Source organism: Streptomyces capitiformicae (genome assembly GCF_002214185.1).
In the GTDB taxonomy this organism is placed as follows: domain Bacteria; phylum Actinomycetota; class Actinomycetes; order Streptomycetales; family Streptomycetaceae; genus Streptomyces; species Streptomyces capitiformicae.
Genome location: NZ_CP022161.1, coordinates 274,055 through 296,712, shown reverse-complemented (window position 1 = coordinate 296,712; position 22,658 = coordinate 274,055). Strand labels below are relative to the sequence as shown.

Genomic DNA, 22,658 nt, shown 5'->3' with positions numbered 1-22,658 from the left:
CACGAAACGAACGATGAGACTCAACGCGCCCTCGCGCGCACACCAATCCATTCCTGCGACCCGGCGCGCTCTCCTCACCGTGGCCGGGGCCCTGCTGTTGACCGGATGCTCGTCGTCCGACAGCCCCGGTGACGCCGCCGCGCCCACGGGCAAGCCCGTCGACGGCGGAACCCTCCGCTACGCCGTGACCGGTTCGCCCGCCACGGCGAGCAACGACCCGCACGGCGGCCTCGGCAACGAATCCGACCTGCTGCGCTTCGCCCTCGCCTACGACGTGCTGACCGTCCCCGGCAAGGACGGCGAGCCCAAGCCACGACTGGCCGTCTCCTGGAAACCGAACAAGGCCATGAACCGCTGGACGTTCACGCTCCGGGACGACGCGCAGTTCACCGACGGCCGCCCGGTGCGAGCCGCCGACGTGCTTTACTCCCTGCGGCGCATCGCGGACAAGTCCGCCGAGAACTACGGCCGGCTCGCCGACTTCGACATGAAGGCGTCCAGCGCCGACGGCGACCACACCGTGGTCCTGGCCACCCGCGCGCCCATGGCTCAGGCGGCCAAGGCCCTGGAATCCGTCAGCTTCATCGTCCCCGAGGGCACGAAGGACTTCTCGAAGACGGTCCCCGGCTCAGGTCCCTTCAAGGTGCGGACCTCCGGGGCACAGACGGCCGTACTGGTCCGCAACGACCGCTGGTGGGGCTCGCGCCCGCATCTGGACCGTATAGAGATCCAGGCCATCGCCGACCCCCAGGCCCGAGCCAACGCCGTCACCTCGGGGCAGGCCGACGTCGCCGGAAGCGTGAGCCCCGCCGCCGTCAAGAGCGCGGGAAACAGCGGCGGCCTCCAGGTCGTACGACGCAAGGGCGTCACCGAGTATCCGTTCATCATGCGGATGGACACCAAGCCCTTCGACGATCCGCGGGTCCGAGAGGCGTTCCGTCTGGCCACGGACCGCAAGGCCCTCGTGGACACGGTCTTCCTCGGCTACGGGCAGATCGCCAACGACCTGCCCACCCCGTACGACCCCTCCTACCCCGGCGATCTGCCGCAGCGCGTCCGCGATGTCGCGAAGGCCAAAGAACTGCTCCAACAAGCGGGTCACGCCGACGGGTTGACCATCACCCTGCACACCACGACCGCGTACCCCGGCATGGACACCGCGGCCACCCTGTACGCGCGGCAGCTGTCCGAGATCGGCGTGAAGGCCAACGTCAAGGTCGAACCGGCCGACACCTACTGGACCGCCGTGTACGCCAAGAAGACGTTCTACACCGGCTACTACGGCGGCATCTCCTTCCCCGACCTGGCGCGGGTCGGCCTGCTCTCCACCTCCCCGACCAACGAAACCGCCTGGAAGAACAAGAAGTTCGACACCGGCTTCACCCGGGCCATGGGAACGCTCGACGCCGACCGGCGCAACACCCTGCTCGCCGACATCCAGCGGGACCTGTGGAAGGACGGCGGCTACGTCGTGTGGGGCACCGGCGACGGGCTGGACCTTGCGGCCCGCGGCGTGACCGGACTGCCCGACGGGCCCGGTTTCCAGCGGATGTTCATCGACCAGGTGTGGATGGCGAAGTGACCCTCCGCCCGTTTCTGCGGCCGGTCCTGCTCACCGTGGCGGCGACGGCTGTCGTCTTCACCGCCACCGAGCTGCTGCCCGGCGACGCGGGCGACCTCCGGCGCGCGGGACGGGCCTCCGAGCAGGACATCGCGGACGAACGCGACCGGCTCGGCCTCGACCGGCCGGCCGCGGTCCGCTATATCGACTGGCTGTACGGTGCGGTCCGCGGCGATCTCGGACGGTCCCTGGTGAGCGGCCGCACCGTGACCGGCCTGTTCGCCGAGCGGCTTCCCGCCACGGCCGCCCTCGTCGTCTTCGCGCTGGCCGTCACCGTGCTGCTCACAGCGGCCGCCCTGACCGTCGCGTTTCTGCGCGGCGGCCACGGTGGCGCCCTCGCGACCGGCCTTGCCGCCGTACCGCAGTCCGTTTACGCGGCCGTACTCGGCACGGTCTTCGCCGGGATCCTGGGCTGGCTGCCGGCCGTGTCCCTGCTGCCGCCCGGCGGTTCGCCGTTCGACGCGCCCCAGGCGCTGGTGCTGCCCGGCGTCACTCTGGCGCTTCCCTCGGCGGCGTACGCCACCGCGCTGCTCCGCGGAACGCTCGTCGACACCCTGCGCCGGCCCCATGTGAGCGACGCCCGCACGCGCGGCGTGCCGCCGGCTCTCGTGCTGGCCCGGCACGTCCTGGCCTTCCTGCTGATTCCGGCGCTGCGGGTGACCGCTCTGGTGGCCGGCGGACTGATGGCCGGCACGGCTCTGGTGGAGACGATGTTCGGCTACCCCGGCACCGGCAGCCTGCTGGTGTCCGCGGTCGCCGTGCGCGACGTACCCGTGGTGCAGGCCGCCGCGTTGCCCCCCGTCGTCGTCCTGCTGCTGTGCATGCTCGTCGCCGACCGCCTGGCCGTGCTCCACTCTGGGCGGAGCGGCTCCACCGATCACGGCAGCGGTCCAGCCGTCGCGGCGGCTGTCGGAGGGCGAGCCTGATGCGCTCCTTCACGACCGGCCCGGTTGCCGCTGCCCCGGTCACAGCAGGGGCCGTCGCGCTCCTGGTACTGCTGGGGCGATACGCCGCCCCGCACGACCCGGAACAGCAGATCGGCTCACCCTGGTCACCGCCGGGCTCGGCGGCTCCTCTGGGGACGGACGGCCTCGGACGCGACGTGCTGTCGCGGGTGCTGCACGGGGGCACCGAGCTGCTGACCATCTCGCTGCTCGCCGCGGTGGTGGCCGTGAGCTGCGGCACCGGGCTCGGCCTGGCCGCCGGGTGGGCAGGCGGGCGCACCGCCCGCGCGGTGGCCTGGCTGTGCGACCTGCTCTTGGCGGTCCCCGCCCTCGTCCTCGCCCTGGTGCTGGCCGTCGCACTACCGGGCGGGACGGCGGTCGTGGTGGCGTCCGTGCTCAGTGGCACGCCGCTCACCGCCCGTGTGGTGGCCGGCGAATCGGCCCGGCTGCGCACCAGCGGCCATGTGCACGCCGCCTTGGAGCGGGGCGAGACGGTACCGTCCGTCCTCGCCCGAGAGGTGCTGCCCGCACTGCGCGGCCTGGTGACGGCCGACGCCGGACTCCGGCTGGTGACGGCACTGCAGATCGCCGCCGCGCTCGCCGTACTCGGGCTCGGGCCCCAGCCGCCGGAACCCGACTGGGCGCTGATGCTGAGCGAGAACCTTCCAGGTGCCGCGCTCAACCCCGTGGCGCTGCTGGCGCCCGCCGTGCTGCTGGCCGGCTGTGCCTGGGCCCTGGCCGCCGCGGCACACCGGGCAGGGCCGGGAAGGGACGGAAGCCCATGACCACCCCAGAGCGCGAGTCACCGCTGCTCGCGGCGGACGGGCTGACCGTGCACCGGGCGGCGGACAGTGCCCTCGTCCTGCCGCCGACCGATCTGCGCGCCGCATCCGGACAGGTCGTCGTCATCACCGGGTCCTCGGGGGCAGGCAAGACCACTCTGCTGCACGCTCTCCTCGACACCCTCCCGGCGGGGTTGCGCCGGTCCGCCGGAACCGTGCGCTGGCAGGGCACGCTCCTGAAGCAGGGCCACCCCGCCCGCACATGGCGCCGTATCCGGTGCGGCCTGCTGGGCCAGGACCCCGGCGCCGCGTTGCATCCACTGTGGCGCGTCGGACGCCTGATCGGCGAGGACCTCGTCGGCGACCGCGGTGCCCGAGCGGCACGCGTCGCTGAGCAACTCGACCTCCTGGGCCTGCCGCCCGAGATCGTTTCCCGCCGCGCGGGCGAACTCTCCGGTGGCCAGGCCCAGCGGGTGGCGCTGGCCCGCGCGCTCGCCGCGGACCCGGCTCTCCTCGTCCTCGACGAGCCGACATCGGCCATGGACCCGGCCACGGCGGCCCTGGTGAGGCGGGCCGTCGCGGCCCGGCGCGGCTCACCAGGCCGCTGCGTGGTCCTGGTGACCCACGATGAGCGCCTCTTCGGCGAACTGGCGGACGTGACCGTCCGCGTTGCACCGGCCCCAACGGCCGGTGTGCCCCGCACGCCGTCGGAAGCCGGCCGGTCTGGACCGGGGGTGCTTCCCACACTGCCGCATGCCGACCGCGGCGATCCTGTGGCCGCATCCTCGCCTCTCGTAGGAGACGGCTCCCACACCCAGGCACCTTCCGAGGCCAAGAGCGTCGAGCGGCAACGGGCGCCCCATGTCACCGCAGCGCCCCGGCAGGCCATGGCCCTGTCGGCCCGGGGCCTGCTGCTGACCACCCCTGATGGGACGGTGCTGCTGGAGGACGGCGATCTCGACCTGCCCGCCGGAAGCGCGACCGCCGTGGTCGGCACCTCGGGCGCCGGCAAGACGACGTTGCTGCACGCACTCGTGGGCCGCCGCCCCGCGGCCGCCGGGACGCTGCTGCTGCACGGCACACCGTTGCCGAACTCCACCCGGCACCGCAGCCGGGACCAGCTCCGCGCCGTGCAGCTCGCCGGACAGAGCGCCGTCGACGAACTCAACCCCGCCCAGCGCGTGGGCCGGGCCGTGTCCCGACCGCTGACCGTGCTGCACGGCCAGGACCGGGCCGCTGCCCTGGCCGAGGCCCAGGCGGTGCTGACGGCCGTTGGGCTGCCCCCCGGTAGTGCGGCACGTCGTCCGCACATGCTCTCCGGCGGCCAGCGTCAGCGGGTCGTTCTCGCCAGGGCCCTGGCCGCGCGCCCCGACGTACTGCTGCTCGACGAACCCACCGCTTCCCTCGACGCCGACACCGGCCGATCCGTGCTCGACCTGCTGGATCGAATTCGCGAGACAGGGATCGCGATCCTGGCTGTCACCCACGACCCGGCCGTGGCGGCACGCGCGGACGACGTGCTGGAGATGCGGGACGGCCGCCTCCTCGCGATTCCCCCTGCTTCCCTCGGCTCGCCTGTTCCTTCCGCCCACTCGCCCGCCGCGCCCGCGCGACCCAGCACCGAACGAACGGAGCCTCCCGTTGTCCGATGAAGCGACCACCGACACCACCACCGACGCATCGCAGATCACCGCTCTGATCGCCGACCACCCCTGGGTGGCTGACGCACGCCCCGCACCCGACGGAGTCCTGCTGGTCACCCCCCATCCGAGCGCGACAGCCGTGCTTCCCGCACCAGGCCCCCTGGTCCGCGAGCACCTCGCGCACTGGGCGGAGGTGTACGAGTGGGTGTACGAGACGGGTGAGGGCCGGCACGCCGACGACCTGGACCTGTCCGGCTGGCGCTCCTCCGACACCGGAAAGCCGCTGCCGGCCGCCCATATGCGGGACTGGGTCGACCGCACAGTCGACCTCGTCCTCTCCCAGCGGCCCCGTCGACTGCTCGAACTCGGTTGCGGTACGGGCCTGTTGGCCCACAGACTGCATGCGCGGCTGGACGGCTATGTCGGCACCGACGTGACCGAGGTGGCGGTCGCCCGGCTGCACGCCGCCGGACTGCCCCGTACCGCCTTTGTGCGAGCGGCCGCCCATGAGGCTCAGGCGCCCGCGGTCCGGCAGGCGATGGACCGGGTGTTCGGCCCCGGCGTCCGTCCCGACTGCGTCCTGCTGAACTCCGTCACCCAGTGCTTCCCCAACCTCGTATACCTGACGGCGTTCCTGCATCACGCGGTGGCCGCAGTCGAGGACGGCGGCACGGTGATCGTCGGCGACATCCGCCACTCTGGACTGCTCGAAGACCATTTCGACCGGGTCGAGAGGGCGCGCGACCCCGAAGCGGCCGACGCGGATATCGCCGCGCGGGTCGCCTCGGCCGTGGCGGGGGACGAGGAACTGTCGTTCGCTCCAGAAGCCGTACGCGAGATCCTGGCCGCCCAGCCCCGTACCGTCCGGATGAGCGTCCATGCCCGCACGATGGCCGAGGACACAGAACTCACCCGGTACCGCTACGACCTCGTCCTGCATGTCGGCCCCGCCGCCGGCCTCCTGGACGCGTCCGAGGTGCGCCGACTGCCGTGGCAGGGGCTCGCGGGCCAGGAGCTGCCGACGGTACTGCGCGCGGCGCTGACACCCGGGCCCGCCATCCTGTACAGCATCCCCAACGCCCTCCTCGTGCCGGCCCCGGACGCCGTCACCCCCTACGACCTGCGACAGGCACTGGCCGGTACGGACGCTGCCGTGCTGCTCGACTCGGGCGACCCCAGGATGCTCGCCGTGGCCGCGCCCGCCGACTGCGCCACGGCCGCGTCCCACGGCCCGGTTCGGGCACCGGTCGGCCGCCTGGCCCACGAGCCGCTGCCCGCGTTCGTACGGCGCCGACTGCCGGAAGTCCTGCGCGACCAGGTCCGCCGTACCGCACCCGGCACGGTACCGCCGAAGATCGTGGTGGACGACGCGTCGGCGGGGGAGACGCGATGAGGGTGACGGATATGGCCGACGTCCTGTCCGCACTGCCCGAGGTCACCGCCTGGCAGTGGGTGCCGGGCAGCGAGGGTGACACCCTGCTGGTCGCCGGTCCGGTGGACGACGCACGGACAGACGGCCGGGCCACGGACACCGGCTGGGCCGAGCAGGCCGTGGTCGACGCCGGCGCCTCCGGCGACGCCGCCGTGACCGGTACCGACCTCGCGGAACTCCCCGCCCTGATGCGCCTGCTGGACGAGACCGCGCTGTTGACCATGGCCCGCGTGCTGGACCGCACCCGTCTCTTCCGCGACGCGGCGCCGCACACGGCCGCCGAGGTCGTGGCGGCGCTGGGTACGGCACCCCGCCACGCCTGGATCGTACGGCGCTGGCTGCGCACCCTGGCCGAGGAGAGCCGACTCGTCCTTGACCCGACGACGGGCCACTACCGAGAGCTGACCGCGCCCAGCCGCGCGGAGTACGCCCATGCCCGTCGCACCCTGGACGATGCCCGCAGCGGCATGGGCTACCCGGAGTCCATGACGCGATTCTTCTTCGCCGCGGCCGACCGGCTCCCCCTCCTGCTCCAGGACCGCACGAGCCTGCAGGAAGTGCTCTTCCCCGAGGGCGAGACGGACACGGCCGAAGGCAACTACCGCGACAACGTGCCGAGCCGGTGGGCCAACCACGCCGCCGCCGACCTGATCGCGCGCGAGGCCCGCCGACGAGAAAGAAGGGAAATCGGCGGTCGGCCGCTGCGTGTTCTGGAGGCGGGAGCAGGGGTGGGCGGCACCACGGAAGCGGTGCTGAGCGCTCTCGGCTCCACTCCGGTCGACTATCTGTTCACCGATGTGTCCCGGTTCTTCCTTCAGACCTCGCGTACCCGCTTCGGCACCCATCCCGGCCTGCGTCAGGCGCTGTTCGACATCAACCGCGATCCGACGGCGCAGGGCTTCACCCCCGCTTCCCACGATGTGATCCTCGCGGCGAACGTCCTGCACAACGCGCGCCACGTCGGCTGTGCTCTCGCCGCCCTGCGGGAACTGCTGGTGCCGGACGGCCTGCTGGTGCTCGTCGAATCCTGCCGGGAGCACTACCAGGCACTCACCTCGATGTACCTGCTGATGTCGCCGCAGGCGGACGAGGAGGGCTGGTTCACCGACCTGCGGGCCGGTCAGGACCGGGTCTTCCTCACCGAGGGGGAGTGGGTGCGGCAGCTGGACGCGGCCGGATTTCGGCCCCTGCCGGTCCTGCCGCCCGACGGGCACCCCCTGACCGCCCTCGGCCAGCACGTCGTCGCGGGCCGCGCCCGACCCGGCCACGGCAGGCCCGACCCCGGCCGCGTCACACGGGCGCTCGCCCAGCTGCCCGAGACGGCCCGCCCCGTACGCGTCCACGCCGTGGACCGCGTTCTGCCCACCACCACGTCTGGAGCCAGTCGTTGACTTCTTCGCCCCCAGTTCCCGCACCTGACGCCCTTGACGACCTCGTGCAGTCCGTACGCGGTGTCTGGGCCGACGTCCTGGAAACGGACACCGCGTCGACCCCAGCCGACATCAGCTTCCTGAGCCTGGGCGGAGACTCCGTGCTCGCCGTGCGCATGGCAGCACTGATCCGCAAGCGGCTGGGCGTGAACCTCGCCCTGTCGGACGTACGCGTCGAACACACCGCGGCACATCTGGCGGCGCTCCTCCACGAGCGCGGCACCGCGGGCGGACTGCCCCGCAGCCTGTCCCTGGACCTCCAGCGGCGAAAGGATCCGGACGCGCCCTTCCCCCTTCTGCCGCTCCAACAGGGCTACTTCGTCGGCCAGCAGGACGCCTGGGAGCTGTCCTACCGCTCCGCGCACCACTACGTGGACATCGGCCTTGAGGACATCGACAACGAAGAGATCGCCGAAGCACTCCAGGACGCGCTGGAGCGGCTCGCGGAACACCAGTCCGTACTACGGGCACGCATCCTCCCCGACGGCAGGCAGCGGATCCTGCCCCTCGACGACCCCGCGGCCATGCCGCGGCTGCGCGTGACCGATCTCAGCACCGCGGGGGAGGAGGAGATCGCCACCGCACTCGCGGAGATCCGGCGGGAGATGAGCACCGAGGGCCCCGACCCGGCCGCAGGCTGCGGACTCGACATGCGGCTCACCCTGCTCCCCGGAAACCGCGCCCGGTTGCACTCCTCCACCAGTCTGCTGATCATCGACGGCTGGTCGTCCGGAGTCTTCTACCGGGATCTGTTCGCCCTCGTCTCCGACTACAACGCCGTACTCGCCCCGCTGGAGGTCGACTTCGGAGACTACGTCACGAGCCTGCGCGACCTGCCCGACACCGAGGAGTGGCGCGAGGACCGGGACTGGTGGTGGAACCGCCTAGACGACTTCCCGCTGCCTCCGGCGCTGCCTCTTGTGGCCGATCCGGCCGATGTGCGGCCGACGTTGATGGGCACGCGGCAGGCCGTGCTCGATGCCGGGCGGTGGGCCGCGCTGCGCGCCCACTGCGCCGAGCACGGTGTCACTCCCTCCGCCGCCATGTTCGCCGTGTTCTCCGCCGCCGTGGCCCGCGCCTGCGGACACCGGCGCTTCCTGCTCAACACCCTTCAGCTGAACCGGCTGCCCCTGCACCCGGACGTGCCCCGGCTGGTGGGAGCCTTCTCGTCCACCATGCTCATGCCGGTCGAACTGCCCGAGAACCCCGTCTTCTCCGATCTGGCGATCAGCGCCCAGCAGGCCGTCTCGGACGCGCTCGCGCACCACCTGGTCTCCGGGGTCGAGGTCTCCCGGGAGCTGGGCCGCCGCCGTGGCACCCGGCGTCCGGTCGCCCCGGTGGTCTTCCAGAGCACTCTGGGAGTGGACGCGGCGCTGGGCAGCGAGGTCCCCCATGAGGCAGGTCCGCTCGGCCGGATCGATCTGCTCAGCCATCACCAGCAGCTGAGGACCCCTCAGGTCGCCCTGGAAATACGGCTGTTCGAGTTGCGCGGCGAACTCGTCATCGTCTTCTCGCTGGTGGAGGAGCTCTTCGCCGCCGAGGACGTGGACCGCATGTTCCAGGACGTGGTGAGCACCGTCGAATCCCTGGTGGAGAAGGAGGCATGGTCGGCCCCCGTCACACTCCCCAGCACATGGGACGCACCGCAGTCGGACACCGTCGGTACGGCGCCCGGCGGACGGCTGTCCGTCCCGTCGGCCCAGGAGGTGTCCGTCGAGGAGCCCGGGCCTCCCCGCGACGATCTGGAGCTGGCCGTCGCGGCGGAGTGGGCCGAGATGCTCGAGTGCGCGGTGACCGACAGAGCGTCGGACTTCTTCGCACTGGGCGGGGATTCGCTGCTGGCGGTACGGATGCTCGGCGTACTGGCCCGCAGGGGTGTCGGACGGGTGACGCCGCGCCGTTTCCTCGAACGACCCACGGTGGCCGGTCTCGCCGATGCGGTACGTGACGGCGGACCGGCCGCCGCGGGATGACCACACGCGGCGAGGGCGGCCGCCGGACGACCGTCCGCGGCGGGAGCACCCTGGCGCTCCCGCCGCGGGGCGGGTCAGCCGGCGAGCCCCGCGTCCTCGCGGAAGAGCTCCTGATCCAGCCAAACGGCGGCGCGCGCTCCGTCGGCGGCCCCTGTGATCACAAAGGTGAGCGCGTCCGGGAGCGCCTCCAGGCGGGCGGCATCACCGGCCGCGTAGACGCCGGACACGCTGGTGCGCTGAAACTCGTTCACGCGGATGCAGCCGTCGGGCAGCATCTCGCAGCCGAGTTGCTCGGCGAGTGCGGAGTGCTGCCTGGTGGGGGCCCGGTGGTAGACGGCCTGGCGCTCCAGGACCCGTCCGTCCTCCAGGACCAGCCGCACCTCGCCCTCCTTGCCTTCGATCCGGGAGACCGGGGTCTCGTCGACGGCGATACCGGCGGCGGCGAGCCTGCCCGCCGCCTGCTCGGGCACCGGATGCCCGTCGGTGCACACCACCACGTCGTCGCTGAACCGGTCGGCGATGTACAGCGCCTGCATGACCTGCGGCAGCTCGCGGCCCAGCACGGCGATCGTCATGCCCCGCGTCTCCCAGCCGTGGCAGAAGGGACAGTGGTAGACACCCCGGCCGAAGAGTTCGCCGACTCCCTCCACCTGGTCCAGGACATCGACCTGCCCGGTCGCAAGGATCAATTTGCGAGCCGCCACCCTGCTGCCGTCGGCGAGCGTCAGCGTGAACCCGTTCGCCTTCTCCGCCGCGGCCGTGGCCACCAGCGCCTCCCGGATCTCCACGCTCGGGTAGGCCGCGAGCTGCTCACGGCCTATGCGGCGCAGTTCGGCCGGGGACGCGCCGTCACGGCTGAGGAACATGTGCATTTCGGCGGCCGGTGCGTTGCGTGGTTCACCGCTGTCCAGGAGCAGCACGTTGCGGCGCTGACGGCCCGACACCAGTGCCGCGTTGAGACCGGCGGGGCCCCCACCGACCACGACTACGTCGTACGACATCGTTCTCCTCTGCCCAGAGTGATCACGGTCCACTGCCCAGCATCTTAATGATAATAGTTTTCATTTGTATGTGATGGGGCGTAACTTTCCACGACGAAGGGCGAACTCATGGACTCCACGGCGGCCATCGGCATCCTCGGCGGCTACGGAGCCGTCGGAACCGCAGTAGTACGCCGGCTGTACCGCGCGGGTATCGGCCCGCTCCTGGTGGCCGGCCGGGACCCGGCCCGTGCCGAAGCCTTCGTCGCATCGCTCGACGCGGCCGGGGCGGCTGTCAGTGTCCAGGCCGTCGACCTCTGGGACGCGTCACTGGACTCGTTCCTCGCCCGCTGCCGGCTCGTCGTCAACTGCGCGGGCCCGTCCTACCGTGTGCTGGACACGGTGGCACGGGCAGCACTGCGCCACGGCGTGGACTACGTGGACGCGGCCGGCGACGACCCCCTCCATGCCCGGCTGAGCGCACAGGGCGGCGGCGCCGATGAGTGGGCGGCCGCGAACCGCACCGCCGTCCTCTCCGCCGGAGCGCTGCCGGGACTGTCCGGGCTCCTGCCGCGCGTCCTGCTGGACCAGGCGGCACGGCCGGTCCGGCTGGAGGGATACCTCGGCGGCGTGGCAGCGCTCACCCCCGCCGCCGCGGGAGACGTGCTGCTCGCCCGAGGCCCCGAACACGGCATCCCCTCCGCGGCCTGGGAGGACGGACAGACCCGCGACCGGGCCCTTGAACCACGGCGCGGCCTGACGCTCCCCGCCTTCCCTCGGCCGGTCACCGCCTTCCCCTTCCTGTCCACCGAGGCCGCCCGACTCGCGCAGGCCGCCAGGATCCGCCGGGTGCACTGGTACACCGTCTTCGGCGGTGAGCACCTCGCCGAAGAACTGGCCATGGCCTGGGCCATGGACGACACGGAAACGGCGGGTCTGGTGCAGGCCGCAGACGCGGACGTACGTCGCCACGGCTCCTGGTACGGGCAGGAGTTCCGCCTCTGGAACGGCACGGACGAGGGGCCGCCCACCCGCACCCTCACTCTCCGCGCCGAGGACTCCTACGAACTCAGCGGCTTTCTGTCCGCCACCGCCGCACATCACGTCCTCGCCGGCCATGTGAAGCCCGGTGTTCACTTCGCAGCAGATGTGCTCGACCCGCTGTCGACTGCCCAGGCCCTGGCGACGGACCCGGTGGCCAAGCTGGACATGGCGTGATCCCGGGTCGGCATCTCGCCGCACCGTGGTAGTCGTCCGGCACGGCGGCGCTGGTGCATGCTGTGCCCCAGACGCGTGGGTCGGGCAGGTTGTCAGCGGTAGGCGTGGACGACGGCGTGGCCCTTGCCACGGCCGGTCATCCACTCGTTCACGGGCGTGGTGATCAGGAAGGCGCCGCGAAGCCGCCCAGGAAGGCCGACCAGAACAGCCCGTCGGAAAGGTGAGCGTCCAACGCGCCTTGTGTGAGGGCGAATGATGGCATTGGCGATCAGCTCCATCACGGCGATGGAAACGGTGTCGGCGGCGATCGCCACCTTGATCGCGGTCTGGAAGTCCAGGCTGGCACGGCGCACGGCGCACAGCGTGAACGAGTAGCCGGACACCGGCCCGCGGAGGGGCTCGCGCCGCAGCGTCAGCCCTCCACCCGCCCCCGTGCGCGCCGGGACGGTGTGAAGCCGTACAGGTCGAGCACACCGGGCGGGTCGGCGAGGCCGGGCCCGCCCTGTTCGATCCAGGCGGTGATGTCGGCGGTGGCGTCCGTGTCGTTGACCAGGCCGAGCCACACGGGCCGCCCGCCTGCCGTGCGGCCGGCGGCCGAGGGCTGCACGATGACGACGTTGGCGTGCTCGCAGGCGTCGAGGCAGTCGGTGACGCGGACCGTCGCGGTGCCGTCGAGGGCCCGGCGCAGGCCGCGCAGCTGAGCCGCGTGGTCGAGACCGGGGATCTTCGGTGTGCCGCAGCAGCACCCCCGGCACACGGTGACCGTGCACCGCGGCGCCCCCGTCGACGGGTCGGAGGCGGCAGCGGCGGTACGGCGGGAGCGCCTGCTCACGCGGTGTCCTTCCCGGGGCTGGTCCAGGCGGCCTCGCGCAGCAGGCGCAGGCCGTTGAGGCCGACGATGACGGTGGAGCCTTCGTGCCCGGCGACGCCGAGCGGAAGCGGCAGCGTACCGATCAGGTCCCAGGCGACCAGTACGGTGATGAACGCCCCGGCAATGACGAGGTTCTGGGGCACCAGGCGCCGGGCGGTGCGGGACAGCTGTACGACGGCGGGGATGGTGGCGAGTTCGTCGCGGACCACGACGGCGTCGGCGGTCTCCAGGGCGAGGTCGGAGCCGGCCTTGCCCATGGCGATGCCGGTGTGCGCGGCGGCCAGGGCTGGAGCGTCGTTCACGCCGTCACCGACGACCAGAACCTTCCGGCCTTCCTGCCCCCACTCGCGTACAGCGGCCACCTTCTCCTCCGGCAGCAGCCCGGCGCGGACATAGGTGATGCCGACCTCGGCGGCCAGGTGCCGTGCGGCGCGTTCGTTGTCGCCGGTCAGCAGGGTCGGGGCGCGGCCGGTCAGGGCGGTGAGCGCGGCGATGGTGGCGGCGGCATCGGGCCGCAGCCGGTCAGAGATACCCAGCAGCGGGCCGGACCCCACACCTTCGCGCCGGTTCGCCACACGGCAGCGGTCTGGTATCCGTGTCCTCCGTGGAAGTCTGCCTCCACGTGGGCAATCGGGCCGCTCCGACCAGTAGCTCAAGGTCTGCTCGAAGGCCGGGGACATCACCGTGAATAATTGACCCTCAGGCCCGGCGCCATCGTGGCCGGTAAGCAAACCACTCGGCTCCTCGAGGAGGTGTTCGGTGACAGGCACCAGCCCCATGCGCTGCCGGAGCGGGGCGACAGCCGCTTCCCGAATCCCGGCAGTCTGGCTCCTGAGCAGGTCGAAACTTCCCATGACGGCGCTGAGCTCATACGGCATCCCCGCAGGGTAGCCGCACAGCCGCCCCCACGGAGGTTCGGTTGAAAACGCCCCGCGGCAGGCGTCACTTCAGGCGCTGGTGGTGGGGCGGCCGTCCCGGCATAGGGCGGGGGCGCACGGCGGATGAGCATACGCAGTGTGAGGATCGCAGCGGACAGGCAGAGGGAGAAGTCCACGACCCGGCTGCGCTTCTTGGTACAGCGCCGGGGAGTCGCACGGAGGTGGTTCCGGGAGTCACCTTTGCTGTGAGGCGCTGCCACCAGGTCCGGTACCGCGCCGCCGTCGCTACCACCGCCGCATCCGAAAGCTCCCGCAACCTGGCGGAACGTCAGCCCAGGACACTCGGTCTGTCGTGCAGCGGGTGTGGACATGACAGTCCAGTGCCCTCTTAAATGCCAGGACAAGATCAGCGCTGCCCCCAGCGCTGCCCCCAGCGCCACTCCCGGTGCCCCATGTGCCACCCCCCGGTGCCCACCCCCACACGCGCCCCCACGGCGCCTTGTTCAGGAGACACAAGACACTGATGAGTTGGATACGGCAGCACGTCCGAGGTTCCCGTCTCGCCACCGCCGGCATCGCCTCCACCGCCACACTTCTGGCCGGCTTACTCTCCCCGGCCGCCGACGCGGCCGACGGGCCGACCCGTGCCACCGCGCTCGACAACGCGGCGAGGGTCCTCGCCGACCGGGCCGCGGCCCTGGGCCTCACCTCCGCGCAGGACACCTCTGTGAGTGACGTAATCGTGGACAAGGACGGCGCCCAGCACGTTCGCTACGACCGTACTTACCACCAACTCCCCGTGCTCGGTGGCGACTTCGTCGTCCACATGGCCCCCGACGGCACATACCGCAGCGCTGATCGGGCGACGAGGGCGGCGATCTCGCTGCCGAGCACCACCCCGAAGGTGTCGGCCCCCAAGGCGGCCGACGTCGCCGTGAACGCTCTGCGCGCGGCCAACCTGGGCGACGCGCTGAAGCAGGTGAAGGCCGAGCCCCAGCTCGTCGTCGACGCCCTGCACGGTGCCCCGAGACTGGCCTGGCGCACGAACGCCACCGGGCTGGACTCGCTCGGCAACCCGGTCGCCCGCGCGGTGCTGACCGATGCCCGCACCGGTGCCCACATCGACGCCTGGGACACCATGGAGACGGCCACCGGCGACGGCAAGTCCCTGTACGGCGGCACGCTCGCGCTGGAGACAACCCTCTCGGGATCGACATACCAGCTCAAGGACCCCACGCGCGGCAATACTTACACCGCTGACGCGGCCAACAAGACCGACGTGTGCAGCGGCGGTACCTGCAGCAGCCGCACCCCCGTGTCCCTCTTCACGGACGACGACAACCACTGGGGCACGGGCACGACAGCCGACCGCTCGACAGTCGCTGTCGACGCCCAGTACGGCAGCGATATGACCTGGGACTACTACAAGGACGTCTACGGCCGCAATGGCATCGGCAACGACGGCAAGGGCTCCTACAACCGCGTCCACTACGGCAACAATCTCTCCAACGCCTTCTGGAACGACGACTGCTTCTGCATGACCTACGGCGACGGTAACGGCACCCATTTCGGGCCGATGGTCGGGCTGGACGTGGCCGCCCACGAGATGTCCCACGGCGTGACCTCGAGAACCGCCAGACTGGTCTACTCGGGCGAGTCCGGCGGCCTGAACGAGGCGACGTCCGACATCTTCGGAACGCTGGTCGAGTTCTACGCGGGGAACGCGCAGGACCCCGGCGACTACCTGATCGGCGAGAAGGTCGTCCGCTCCGGCTTCCCGCGGGACGCCCTGCGTTACATGGACAAGCCGAGCAAGGACGGCAGCTCCGCGGACTACTGGAGCCGTTCGGTCGCCAACCTCAGCGTCCACTACTCGTCCGGCGTCGCCAACCACTTCGCCTACCTCCTCGCGGAGGGCAGCGGAGCCAGGACGATCAACGGGGTCACCTACAACTCCCCGACGCACAACGGCTCGACCGTCACGGGCATCGGCCGCGCCAAGCTCGGCGCGATCTGGTACCGCGCCCTGACCGTCTACATGACGTCCTCGACGAACTACGCCGGAGCGAGGACGGCCACCCTGAACGCGGCCCGCGACCTCTACGGCGCGGGCAGCACGGAGTACAACACGGTGGCGGCGGCCTGGAGCGCGGTCAATGTGAACTGAGCGTCAACGTGAACTGAGCGTCAACGCGAACTGAGCGTCACCTTGCGCCGGACGCGTCACGTGGCCGCTCCGGTCCCGAGCCCGGGCCCGGAGCGGCCGTCGGCTGGTGTACCCCCACAGCGTGGACATCCGGGGGACCGCCGGACCCCACTCATGGGGCGTCCCTGCCCGGGGCATCGCGCAGACCCGGCCCCTGTTCGCCCCGGGGACGATGGCGCGGCTCGACGTACCAGGCGCCGCGCGGCTCTCATCCGGCACCTCTCACGTCCTGTTGGACGGCCTTTCACGATCGAGGGCGGTCGGCACCGGACGTACGGCCGGGTGGGCCATCCCTGCGCCCGCGCTGTAGCGCCCTCGGGCTGCGGGGCGGTATCGACTCGCACTCCGCCGCGGGTGCGCGAGCAGCGGCCCTACGCACCCGCGGACCGGAACGGGCTGACCCGGCGGAGCGCTACGGCTTCGGCAGGGTGCACCCGGCGGCGCTCAGGTCCAGCTGGTTGTCGGTCGTGAAGCAGGCCGGGATCTGGTAGGTCTGCTGGCCGTAGTTGATGCCCTTTCGAACGGTGACGTTGCCCCTCTGGTCCACCTCGCAGGGGTTGTTCAACGTGCAGGACGCGCCGTTCTCGTTGCCGGTGTTGTGGACCGCGACGACCTCACCGGTGGCCTGGTCGATCACCGGCGAGCCGGAGGTGCCGCCGATGGTCTGGCAGGCGGAGGTGTAGCGGACCGAGTCCTTCCAGGTCCACTTGCCCTCCTTGAGGCGGTGCACGAACCCGTCGATGTTGCAGTCCAGGAGCTTCTTCCAGGCGCCGGACGCCACGGTGACGGCGGTGCCGGCGGTCGGGTGCGTGTCCCGCACAGTCAGCGCCGACACCCCGTACAAGGTCTTGATCGCCGCGTAGGTGGTGGTGAGCTGGTAGATCGACACGTCCGTGTCGGTCATCGTTCCGTACGCGAGCTTTTCGGCCTTCAGCGTGGCGACCTGGGCGCCTGAGGAGTCGAGCAGGCTGAACGGCCGGTTGGCCGGCCGATTGGTGATGACCTGACCGGGGTCCAGCAAACTGCTGCAGTGGCCGTTGGAGAGCACCAGCGCCGGGTCGGTGTCCACGGAGTTCGGGAAGCGGACGACCGAGCCGGAGCAGTTGCTGAGCGCCACGGTGCCGGCGAGGCTCACGGCCTTGAGCGTCGGCTCGGCCGCCTTGGCCGCGGGCTTGACGCCGACGGGCGCCGCGACCGCGGGCGCCGCGACCGCTCCGGCGACGGCCAAAGCGAAGATCATGGCGACGAGAGGCTTTCTCACGTGGGGGGTCCCCTTTTACGAAAAGGCGACCGGAAACCTTCCGGCCGCCGCAGGTTTGTCATGCGCATTGTTGGTGTAGGGGTGGAAGAGATCAAGGACCGTCTTTCAGCCGCGAGGACAGCGCGGACAGCGCGGACATCAGCAATATCGGCGACATCGGATCCACAACTCACGGGGGCGCCACCCTTGCCTACCGGAGTTCGGCTCGGCACCACGCCGCCCCGGTGCCCTCATGAACTGCTCGCCGGACGGGCCGGTCACCGGCAGCGTGTCGGGCGGCTGCGTGGAGGGTGCGGTGTACGACCTGTGCCGGCAGGTCATCAGGGACGTCGTACCCGTACTCGAACGGTACGGGGTGAGTGACGACGCCGCCGGAGCGGTCGGCCTGACCTGCGGCGGCACGATCGAGGTGTACGTCGAGCATCACCGGCTCCCGGCTCGTACTCCGCCCCCGCGATCGCCGTCTCGTGGTGCTGTACTGGGGCGCTGCGGTTCGGCTACTGATCTGGCGTGTCCGCAGTCGGCGCGAGGTCGGTGGTGCTGAACCAGACGGACCCGTCGCCGCCGTCCACCGGTTCTCCACCGAGGCCGAGCCTTCAGGTGCTGATGTCATGCCTGCGCTGCGGCAGCTGGCCTCCCCGCTGAGGACTACCGGCTGTCCAGAGCGTCAGCGCAGCATGTGAAGCTTCGCGCATGACATGGAGCAGTGAAACCCCGTCGTGGCAGGACGTGGTACAGGCCTTGCGGGATGCCTCAAACGCCGAGGAAAGCGTACGCCTGGGTGAAGGCATGGGGGATGAGGAGATGGACGGCTGGGGTGTTCCAGTGCCCGAGCCGATCCGGGAGATCTGCCGCCGGGCCGGGGTGCTTCAGGTCGGCGGCCATGGTGAGTTCGGGGCTGCGTACCGCTCCGGGGCCGTCAGCGGTGGGGCCGTGTGGCGGTGCGGAAAGCCCGGCTCGTTTCGCGTCGTCCACACCAACGCATGCGCGGAGACCTACTACGTGGACATCGATCGCGTGACGGGCGCGTGGGGCCCGGTGTTCAAGTTCTGGGAGGACCACGGTGCCGAGCTGGTTGCGCCGTCGCTTCAGCACTGGCTGGTGACCGTGACAGAGCTGGTGAAGTGCGCCGCAGAGGATGCAGAGCACTTCGACAGCTTCTCCACCGCTTTCCTCAACTGGTTCTCCGGAGACTTCGCCGATGCCGGCGACGAGTTCCCCGAGGATTCGCCGGCTGCCCTGGCGCGCGCGGCCGGACCCGTGACCGCGATGCCTATCACTGCCGAGGCAGCGCGTGCCTCGGGTGATGCGGTGCTTGCGGACGTCGGCTCTCGGCTGCCCGAGGGCGCGCTCGTGGCCGACCTGCGCGGGGCCGCCGGACCGACGGAGATTCCGTTCGGCCGTCACCCCAGGTGGCCCGGAGGTACTCCCGTCTACGCACGCTTCCACAACGGCACGATCCTCACGGCCGGCGGCGAGCCCTGACCATCGGGGTGGGTGGCGTCCCTGGCGGTGAGCCAGGGACGCCCACCTTCGCCCAGATCGCGGTCCGCACCAGGGCCTGTGCGGAGTCGTGATCAGCGTGCCGGTGGAACATTCGTGTGGTGAGACGCGAACTGGGCGATGATGACTGGGTGTTGGTGGAGCCGTTGCTGCCGATAGGCGGGTACGGGCCGTATCCGCACCGGCTGCGGGACCAGTTCGAGGGCGTGATCTGGCGGTTCCGTACCGGGAGCCAGTGGCGGGAGATGCCGGAGGAGTTCGGGCCTGGTCAACGGTCTACGACCGGTTCTGCCAGTGACGTGACACCGGGGTGTTCCAGGCTCTCATGGAAGGGATGATCGGTGAGGCCGCACGGCGTGGACAGGTGGGCCTCTCGCTGGTCAGCGTGGACTCCACGACCGCCCGTGCGCATCACGACGCGGCGGGCGCACGGCTGAGCGAGGACGTCCTGGCCGCCCTGGAGCAGGCCACCGAGCAGTCAAAGGGGGCCACAGGAAGGGATAAAAGGATCAAGAAGGTGCGGAAGGTGTCGAGGCGGCCGACCTCGCCCGTGCCAGCGGCGCCGGGTTCGCCGACGGCGCCCGCGCACGGCTGAAGGCCGCCGCCCTGGGGCGTTCGCGGGGCGGGCTGACCAGCAAGGTGCACCTCTCATCCGAACGGCGCTGCTGTCCGCTGTCCTTCGTGCTCACCCCCGGGCAGGCCGCCGACAGTCCGCAGTTCATCCCCGTCCTGCGGGGCATCAAGGTCCGCGGCCCGGTGGGCCGGCCGCGCACCCGGCCCGACGCGGTCGCCGGCGACAAGGCGTACTCCTCCCGCCGTAACCGCACCCACCTGCGCATACGTGGGATCAAGGGGGGCCATCCCGGAGAAGGCCGACCAGGCCGCCAACCGGAAGAAGAAGGGCCGCCGCGGCGGACGGCCCGTGACCCACGACGCCGGGCTCTACCGCGACCGCAACACCGTCGAGCGCCTGATCAACAAACTGAAGGCGTGGCGCGGCATCGCCACCCGCTACGACAAGACCCCCGAGAGCTACCTCGCAGCACTTCACCTCCGCGGCGCGATCGTCTGGCTCCGCAGTCTCCGCCCACCGGCACCAGTGACTGGCGCCGGACGCTAAAGAGCGCGCTTGAACCCGTCGTGACTGCGCGCGAAGCCCAGCCCGCCATAGAAGCGGTGCGCATCCTCGCGCCGCTTGTTGCTGGTCAGCTGGACAAGCGCGCAGCCCCGCGTGCGCGCCCGCTCGATCGTGCGCTCCATCAAGATCCGTCCGAGCCCGCCGCCTCGACGGTCCGCGCGGACCCGCACCGCCTCGATCAGGGCCCGCTCGGCCCCGCCCTTGCCCAGGCCCGGGATGTACGTCACCTGCAGACAGCCAACCACCCTGCCGCCATCACCCTGGTCGTCGACGCCTTCGACCAGGACCAAAATTTCGTTACGCGGGTCGGCGTCGATCGCCGCGAAAGCATGCTCGTACGCCTCATCAACTACGAGCGTCGCCGGGTCCATCACCCTCTCCTCGTCAGCGAGCAGAGCGAGCACCGTGGGCAGGTCGGCGCGTGTCGCGGGGCGCAGCGTGAGAGCGGTCGCGTGGACGGATTCAGGGGCAGCTGGCATGGCACCGACCATAACCGCCCCCTCATCGGGACCTTCCACCCTGTTACGAATCCCGCGATGGCGGCAAGACGTTCAGCGAACGCCTGCCTGTGTCCGCCACGGTCGGGCACTGAACGCCGGGGCGTGCGGCGTCAGGGGCTATGCGAAGAGCTGGAAGAACAGGGGGAAGGTTCCGAGGATTCCGAGGGCGATGAGCGCGAGGCTGATGACGAAGGCCCGCACGGTTTCGAACGGCTTGTTGCGCAGTGCGACATAAAGGACGGCCCAGGCCAGCAGCCACACGACTACGGCCAGGATGGTCTTGCCGGACAGCGGGCCGACCGAGTCGCTCCACTCCAGGCCGTCGTGCACCGTCGTGCTGGCCTCGGCGAGCGTGGTGAGAAGCCCCAGTGCGGTGGCTCCGACGCCTGCGGCGATGATCGCTGCCGAGATCGGCCCCTCCACCTTCTCGCTGAGGGGAAAATCCTCTTCCCGTCCGCCTCCGGACGGTGTCGCCGCGTTCCTGGCTTCCATGCCCGCGGCCTCCTTTCAGAGCCTGGGTCACTGCTTGCAGAGCCTGGTCACCGGACGGGTTCCACCTTGGTGATGAAGGCGCCGAATGCCCCGGCCACCGCCGCGAAGGCGAAGGCGAGGACGAACAGGGTGATGGTGGTGCGGCGGACCCGGTTGTGCCGGATCAGGCCGGGGCCGTAGTACCAGACGATGAAGACGACGGTGGTGGCCAGGATCGGGCTGAGCCAGGCGATGTGTTCCTTCCACTCCATGCCGAATTCGTGCCAGTCCGCCGTGTCCGGGTCGGCGAGCAGCTGTGACCTGGGGCTGTCGGGGGTCTTCTCCCGGTACCAGGGATAGACGACCCAGGTGCCGGTGATCACGGTCGCCCATGCCGCCACCGCCATGGCGGTGACCCCGATCCGCACCCGCCGCATCCGCTGCACCACTCCCACTCGCGTCATCAGGGCGGGCTTGAGGCTGTACAGCTCGGCGAGCCCGCCGGCGAAAGCGAGCAGGAAGGCGGCGCCGAGGATCATGCCGTGGACGAGGGTCCACCACTCGCGCTCGGTGAAGTTCACAGCCCATCTCCTGTTCGCACTCGGAGCCGACGCTGCCGTCGGTGTACCTCTCCGATTCGACGCCGATAGAAAAGTGACAATTTGCCCCTATAAGAGAGCGGTGATGACGTTATCGTCATGGTTCAGCTCAGCTGTGCGGGCGCGCCGCGACTACCGTGAGGAGAGGCAGGCCACCGTTGTGCCAGGCCAGCCGACTCCCGGAGGGAGGCCCTCGGTGTCAGCACAAGCGCTCGACGCGAAAACCGTGGCTGCTCTCGTCAGCGACGCCGCAGCCGCACCGTCCATGCACAACGCTCAGCCGTGGAAGTTCCGCTACCTGCGCGGCGCCCGCGCCTTCCACGTCCGGTCGGACCCCGAGCGGGCCATGCCCCATGCCGACCCCACCCACCGCGCCCTGCACATCGGATGCGGCGCGGCCCTGTTCAACCTGCGCGTCAGCGCCGCTCACGTGGGTTGGGAGCCGACCACCCGGCTGCTGCCGGACCCGGCGGACCCGGAGCTGCTCGCGCTGGTGGAGCTGGCCGGTCCCGTACTCCCGGAGACCGACCTTGCGCCGCTGTACCCCGCCATCCGCCGCCGGCACACCAGCCGCTATCCGTTCTCGGACGAGGACATACCCCAGGCCGTACAGGACGCCCTCTGTGGTGCTGCCCTGCGGGAAGGAGCGCGGCTGCTCTTTTCCTCCGAATGGCACGCGGAAACCGTGCTGGACCTGGTCCACGATGCCGAGGGACGTGACTCGCTGGACCCCAGCCAGCTCGAGGACCTCGTCCGCTGGACCCGTATCGGCCCCGACACCGCTGCCGGGTCGGCCGACGGAATCCCCGACTACGCCTTCGGCCCGCGCAAGCGGGACGGAAAGGCCCCGGTACGCGACTTCGCGGGCCGACGCGCCGTGCCCGGCCGCGATGTGGCCACATTCGAGAGCAAGCCACATCTTGCCTTGCTGGGCACCACCGGCGACCGGCCCGAGGACTGGCTGAAGGCGGGGCAGGCGATGGAGCGCGTCCTGCTCGAAGCAACCCTGGACGGGCTGGCGACCTCGCTCACGTCCCACGCCCTCGAGTGGCCGGAACTCCGCTGGGCCGTGCGCGACCCGCAGTCGGCGATGGGGTTCGTCCAGATGGTGCTGCGCCTGGGATACGGCAAGCAGGGTCCCGGGACGCCACGTCGTCCGGTGGAAGACGTGCTCGACATCGAGCCGTAGGGGTGTTTTCAGCGTCGGC

The 22,658-nt window shown here is 70.9% G+C and carries 19 protein-coding genes and 3 pseudogenes; 13 read left to right on the top strand and 9 right to left on the bottom strand.

Annotated elements, in window-relative coordinates:
• Positions 1 to 13 precede the first annotated feature (13 nt).
• The 7 genes from CES90_RS01270 to CES90_RS01240 are packed head-to-tail and all read left to right on the top strand — an operon-like array spanning position 14 to position 9,825.
• Complete coding sequence (locus tag CES90_RS01270; protein WP_189781934.1) at positions 14 to 1,582, top strand: ABC transporter substrate-binding protein; 1,569 nt, start codon at positions 14 to 16, stop codon at positions 1,580 to 1,582.
• On the top strand, positions 1,579 to 2,547 hold the full coding sequence (locus CES90_RS01265) for an ABC transporter permease (RefSeq protein WP_189781935.1): 969 nt from the start codon (positions 1,579 to 1,581) through the stop codon (positions 2,545 to 2,547). The genes CES90_RS01270 and CES90_RS01265 overlap by 4 nt, the downstream gene beginning before the upstream one ends.
• On the top strand, positions 2,547 to 3,350 hold the full coding sequence (locus tag CES90_RS01260) for an ABC transporter permease (RefSeq protein WP_189781936.1): 804 nt from the start codon (positions 2,547 to 2,549) through the stop codon (positions 3,348 to 3,350). The genes CES90_RS01265 and CES90_RS01260 overlap by 1 nt, the downstream gene beginning before the upstream one ends.
• On the top strand, positions 3,347 to 4,999 hold the full coding sequence (locus tag CES90_RS01255) for an ABC transporter ATP-binding protein (RefSeq protein ID WP_189781937.1): 1,653 nt from the start codon (positions 3,347 to 3,349) through the stop codon (positions 4,997 to 4,999). The genes CES90_RS01260 and CES90_RS01255 overlap by 4 nt, the downstream gene beginning before the upstream one ends.
• A complete protein-coding gene (locus tag CES90_RS01250; protein WP_208921394.1) occupies positions 4,989 to 6,383 on the top strand; it encodes a methyltransferase domain-containing protein in 1,395 nt (464 codons plus the stop codon). The genes CES90_RS01255 and CES90_RS01250 overlap by 11 nt, the downstream gene beginning before the upstream one ends.
• Positions 6,380 to 7,813, top strand: coding sequence for a class I SAM-dependent methyltransferase (locus tag CES90_RS01245; RefSeq protein WP_208921393.1), 1,434 nt, complete (start codon positions 6,380 to 6,382; stop codon positions 7,811 to 7,813). The genes CES90_RS01250 and CES90_RS01245 overlap by 4 nt, the downstream gene beginning before the upstream one ends.
• Positions 7,810 to 9,825 (top strand): condensation domain-containing protein, encoded by a 2,016-nt coding sequence (locus CES90_RS01240; RefSeq protein ID WP_189781938.1) that lies wholly within the window; start codon positions 7,810 to 7,812, stop codon positions 9,823 to 9,825. Before CES90_RS01245 ends, CES90_RS01240 begins: the two co-directional genes overlap by 4 nt.
• A 74-nt stretch (positions 9,826 to 9,899) precedes the next feature.
• Here CES90_RS01240 and CES90_RS01235 read toward each other — a convergent pair whose 3' ends face one another.
• Complete coding sequence (locus tag CES90_RS01235) at positions 9,900 to 10,826, bottom strand: NAD(P)/FAD-dependent oxidoreductase (protein ID WP_189781939.1); 927 nt, start codon at positions 10,824 to 10,826, stop codon at positions 9,900 to 9,902.
• A gap of 108 nt (positions 10,827 to 10,934) precedes the next feature.
• Here CES90_RS01235 and CES90_RS01230 point away from each other — a divergent pair, with 108 nt between their 5' ends.
• Positions 10,935 to 12,023 carry a saccharopine dehydrogenase NADP-binding domain-containing protein gene (locus CES90_RS01230; protein ID WP_189781940.1) on the top strand — a complete coding sequence of 363 codons (1,089 nt, stop codon included), beginning with the start codon at positions 10,935 to 10,937 and terminating at the stop codon, positions 12,021 to 12,023.
• 92 nt (positions 12,024 to 12,115) lie between these two features.
• Here the strand turns inward: CES90_RS01230 and CES90_RS01225 are convergent, their stop codons facing one another.
• The 4 genes and pseudogenes from CES90_RS01225 to CES90_RS01210 all read right to left on the bottom strand — a co-directional run.
• Positions 12,116 to 12,406, bottom strand: a complete 291-nt coding sequence (locus tag CES90_RS01225; protein WP_189781941.1) for a DUF4396 domain-containing protein — start codon at positions 12,404 to 12,406, stop codon at positions 12,116 to 12,118.
• Between the two features lie 29 nt (positions 12,407 to 12,435).
• A complete protein-coding gene (locus CES90_RS01220; protein WP_189781942.1) occupies positions 12,436 to 12,855 on the bottom strand; it encodes a (2Fe-2S) ferredoxin domain-containing protein in 420 nt (139 codons plus the stop codon).
• Positions 12,852 to 13,433, bottom strand: a pseudogene (locus tag CES90_RS01215) (HAD-IC family P-type ATPase); the annotation flags it as partial. The gene CES90_RS01220 and the pseudogene CES90_RS01215, both read right to left, overlap by 4 nt.
• Positions 13,434 to 13,841: 408 nt before the next feature.
• Positions 13,842 to 13,978, bottom strand: a pseudogene (locus CES90_RS01210) (IS5/IS1182 family transposase); the annotation flags it as partial.
• Positions 13,979 to 14,295: 317 nt separating this feature from the next.
• On the opposite strand from CES90_RS01210, the gene CES90_RS01205 reads away from it, so the two are divergent.
• Positions 14,296 to 15,939, top strand: coding sequence for a M4 family metallopeptidase (locus CES90_RS01205; protein WP_189781943.1), 1,644 nt, complete (start codon positions 14,296 to 14,298; stop codon positions 15,937 to 15,939).
• A 451-nt stretch (positions 15,940 to 16,390) separates the two neighbouring features.
• Here CES90_RS01205 and CES90_RS01200 read toward each other — a convergent pair whose 3' ends face one another.
• Positions 16,391 to 17,239 (bottom strand): S1 family peptidase, encoded by an 849-nt coding sequence (locus CES90_RS01200; RefSeq protein WP_189781944.1) that lies wholly within the window; start codon positions 17,237 to 17,239, stop codon positions 16,391 to 16,393.
• A 232-nt stretch (positions 17,240 to 17,471) separates the two neighbouring features.
• Between CES90_RS01200 and CES90_RS51860 the strand changes: the two genes are divergently transcribed.
• The 3 genes and pseudogenes from CES90_RS51860 (at position 17,472) to CES90_RS01185 (ending at position 19,862) form a co-directional block, all read left to right on the top strand.
• Positions 17,472 to 17,783 (top strand): XdhC family protein, encoded by a 312-nt coding sequence (locus CES90_RS51860; protein ID WP_189781945.1) that lies wholly within the window; start codon positions 17,472 to 17,474, stop codon positions 17,781 to 17,783.
• Positions 17,784 to 17,932: 149 nt separating this feature from the next.
• Positions 17,933 to 18,724 (top strand): hypothetical protein, encoded by a 792-nt coding sequence (locus tag CES90_RS01190; protein ID WP_189781946.1) that lies wholly within the window; start codon positions 17,933 to 17,935, stop codon positions 18,722 to 18,724.
• Between the two features lie 116 nt (positions 18,725 to 18,840).
• Positions 18,841 to 19,862 (top strand): annotated as a pseudogene (locus CES90_RS01185) (IS5 family transposase).
• Here the strand turns inward: CES90_RS01185 and CES90_RS01180 are convergent.
• From CES90_RS01180 to CES90_RS01170, 3 genes are all read right to left on the bottom strand, one after another.
• A complete protein-coding gene (locus tag CES90_RS01180; RefSeq protein WP_189781947.1) occupies positions 19,859 to 20,359 on the bottom strand; it encodes a GNAT family N-acetyltransferase in 501 nt (166 codons plus the stop codon). The pseudogene CES90_RS01185 and the gene CES90_RS01180 sit on opposite strands and share 4 nt — an antisense overlap.
• Before the next feature lie 138 nt (positions 20,360 to 20,497).
• Positions 20,498 to 20,872: a hypothetical protein gene (locus CES90_RS01175; RefSeq protein WP_189781948.1), complete on the bottom strand. Its 375-nt coding sequence runs from the start codon at positions 20,870 to 20,872 to the stop codon at positions 20,498 to 20,500.
• Between the two features lie 47 nt (positions 20,873 to 20,919).
• Entirely contained in the window at positions 20,920 to 21,432 is a 513-nt protein-coding gene (locus CES90_RS01170) for a hypothetical protein (RefSeq protein WP_189781949.1), read from the bottom strand.
• A gap of 214 nt (positions 21,433 to 21,646) precedes the next feature.
• On the opposite strand from CES90_RS01170, the gene CES90_RS01165 reads away from it, so the two are divergent.
• The gene (locus CES90_RS01165; protein WP_189781950.1) at positions 21,647 to 22,639 is read left to right on the top strand and encodes an Acg family FMN-binding oxidoreductase; all 993 of its coding nucleotides are present in this window, start codon (positions 21,647 to 21,649) and stop codon (positions 22,637 to 22,639) included.
• Positions 22,640 to 22,658: the final 19 nt, after the last annotated feature.

Excerpts from the sequence above, each read along its gene's own strand:
- CES90_RS01235 (WP_189781939.1), bottom strand. The coding sequence starts at position 10,826 with ATGTCGTACGACGTAGTCGTGGTCGGTGGGGGCCCCGCCGGTCTCAAC.
- CES90_RS01205 (WP_189781943.1), top strand. The coding sequence starts at position 14,296 with ATGAGTTGGATACGGCAGCACGTCCGAGGTTCCCGTCTCGCCACCGCC.
- CES90_RS51860 (WP_189781945.1), top strand. The coding sequence starts at position 17,472 with ATGAACTGCTCGCCGGACGGGCCGGTCACCGGCAGCGTGTCGGGCGGC.
- CES90_RS01190 (WP_189781946.1), top strand. The coding sequence starts at position 17,933 with ATGACATGGAGCAGTGAAACCCCGTCGTGGCAGGACGTGGTACAGGCC.
- CES90_RS01175 (WP_189781948.1), bottom strand. The coding sequence starts at position 20,872 with ATGGAAGCCAGGAACGCGGCGACACCGTCCGGAGGCGGACGGGAAGAG.
- CES90_RS01230 (WP_189781940.1), top strand. The coding sequence starts at position 10,935 with ATGGACTCCACGGCGGCCATCGGCATCCTCGGCGGCTACGGAGCCGTC.
- CES90_RS01260 (WP_189781936.1), top strand. The coding sequence starts at position 2,547 with ATGCGCTCCTTCACGACCGGCCCGGTTGCCGCTGCCCCGGTCACAGCA.
- CES90_RS01180 (WP_189781947.1), bottom strand. The coding sequence starts at position 20,359 with ATGCCAGCTGCCCCTGAATCCGTCCACGCGACCGCTCTCACGCTGCGC.
- CES90_RS01255 (WP_189781937.1), top strand. The coding sequence starts at position 3,347 with ATGACCACCCCAGAGCGCGAGTCACCGCTGCTCGCGGCGGACGGGCTG.
- CES90_RS01245 (WP_208921393.1), top strand. The coding sequence starts at position 6,380 with ATGAGGGTGACGGATATGGCCGACGTCCTGTCCGCACTGCCCGAGGTC.
- CES90_RS01270 (WP_189781934.1), top strand. The coding sequence starts at position 14 with ATGAGACTCAACGCGCCCTCGCGCGCACACCAATCCATTCCTGCGACC.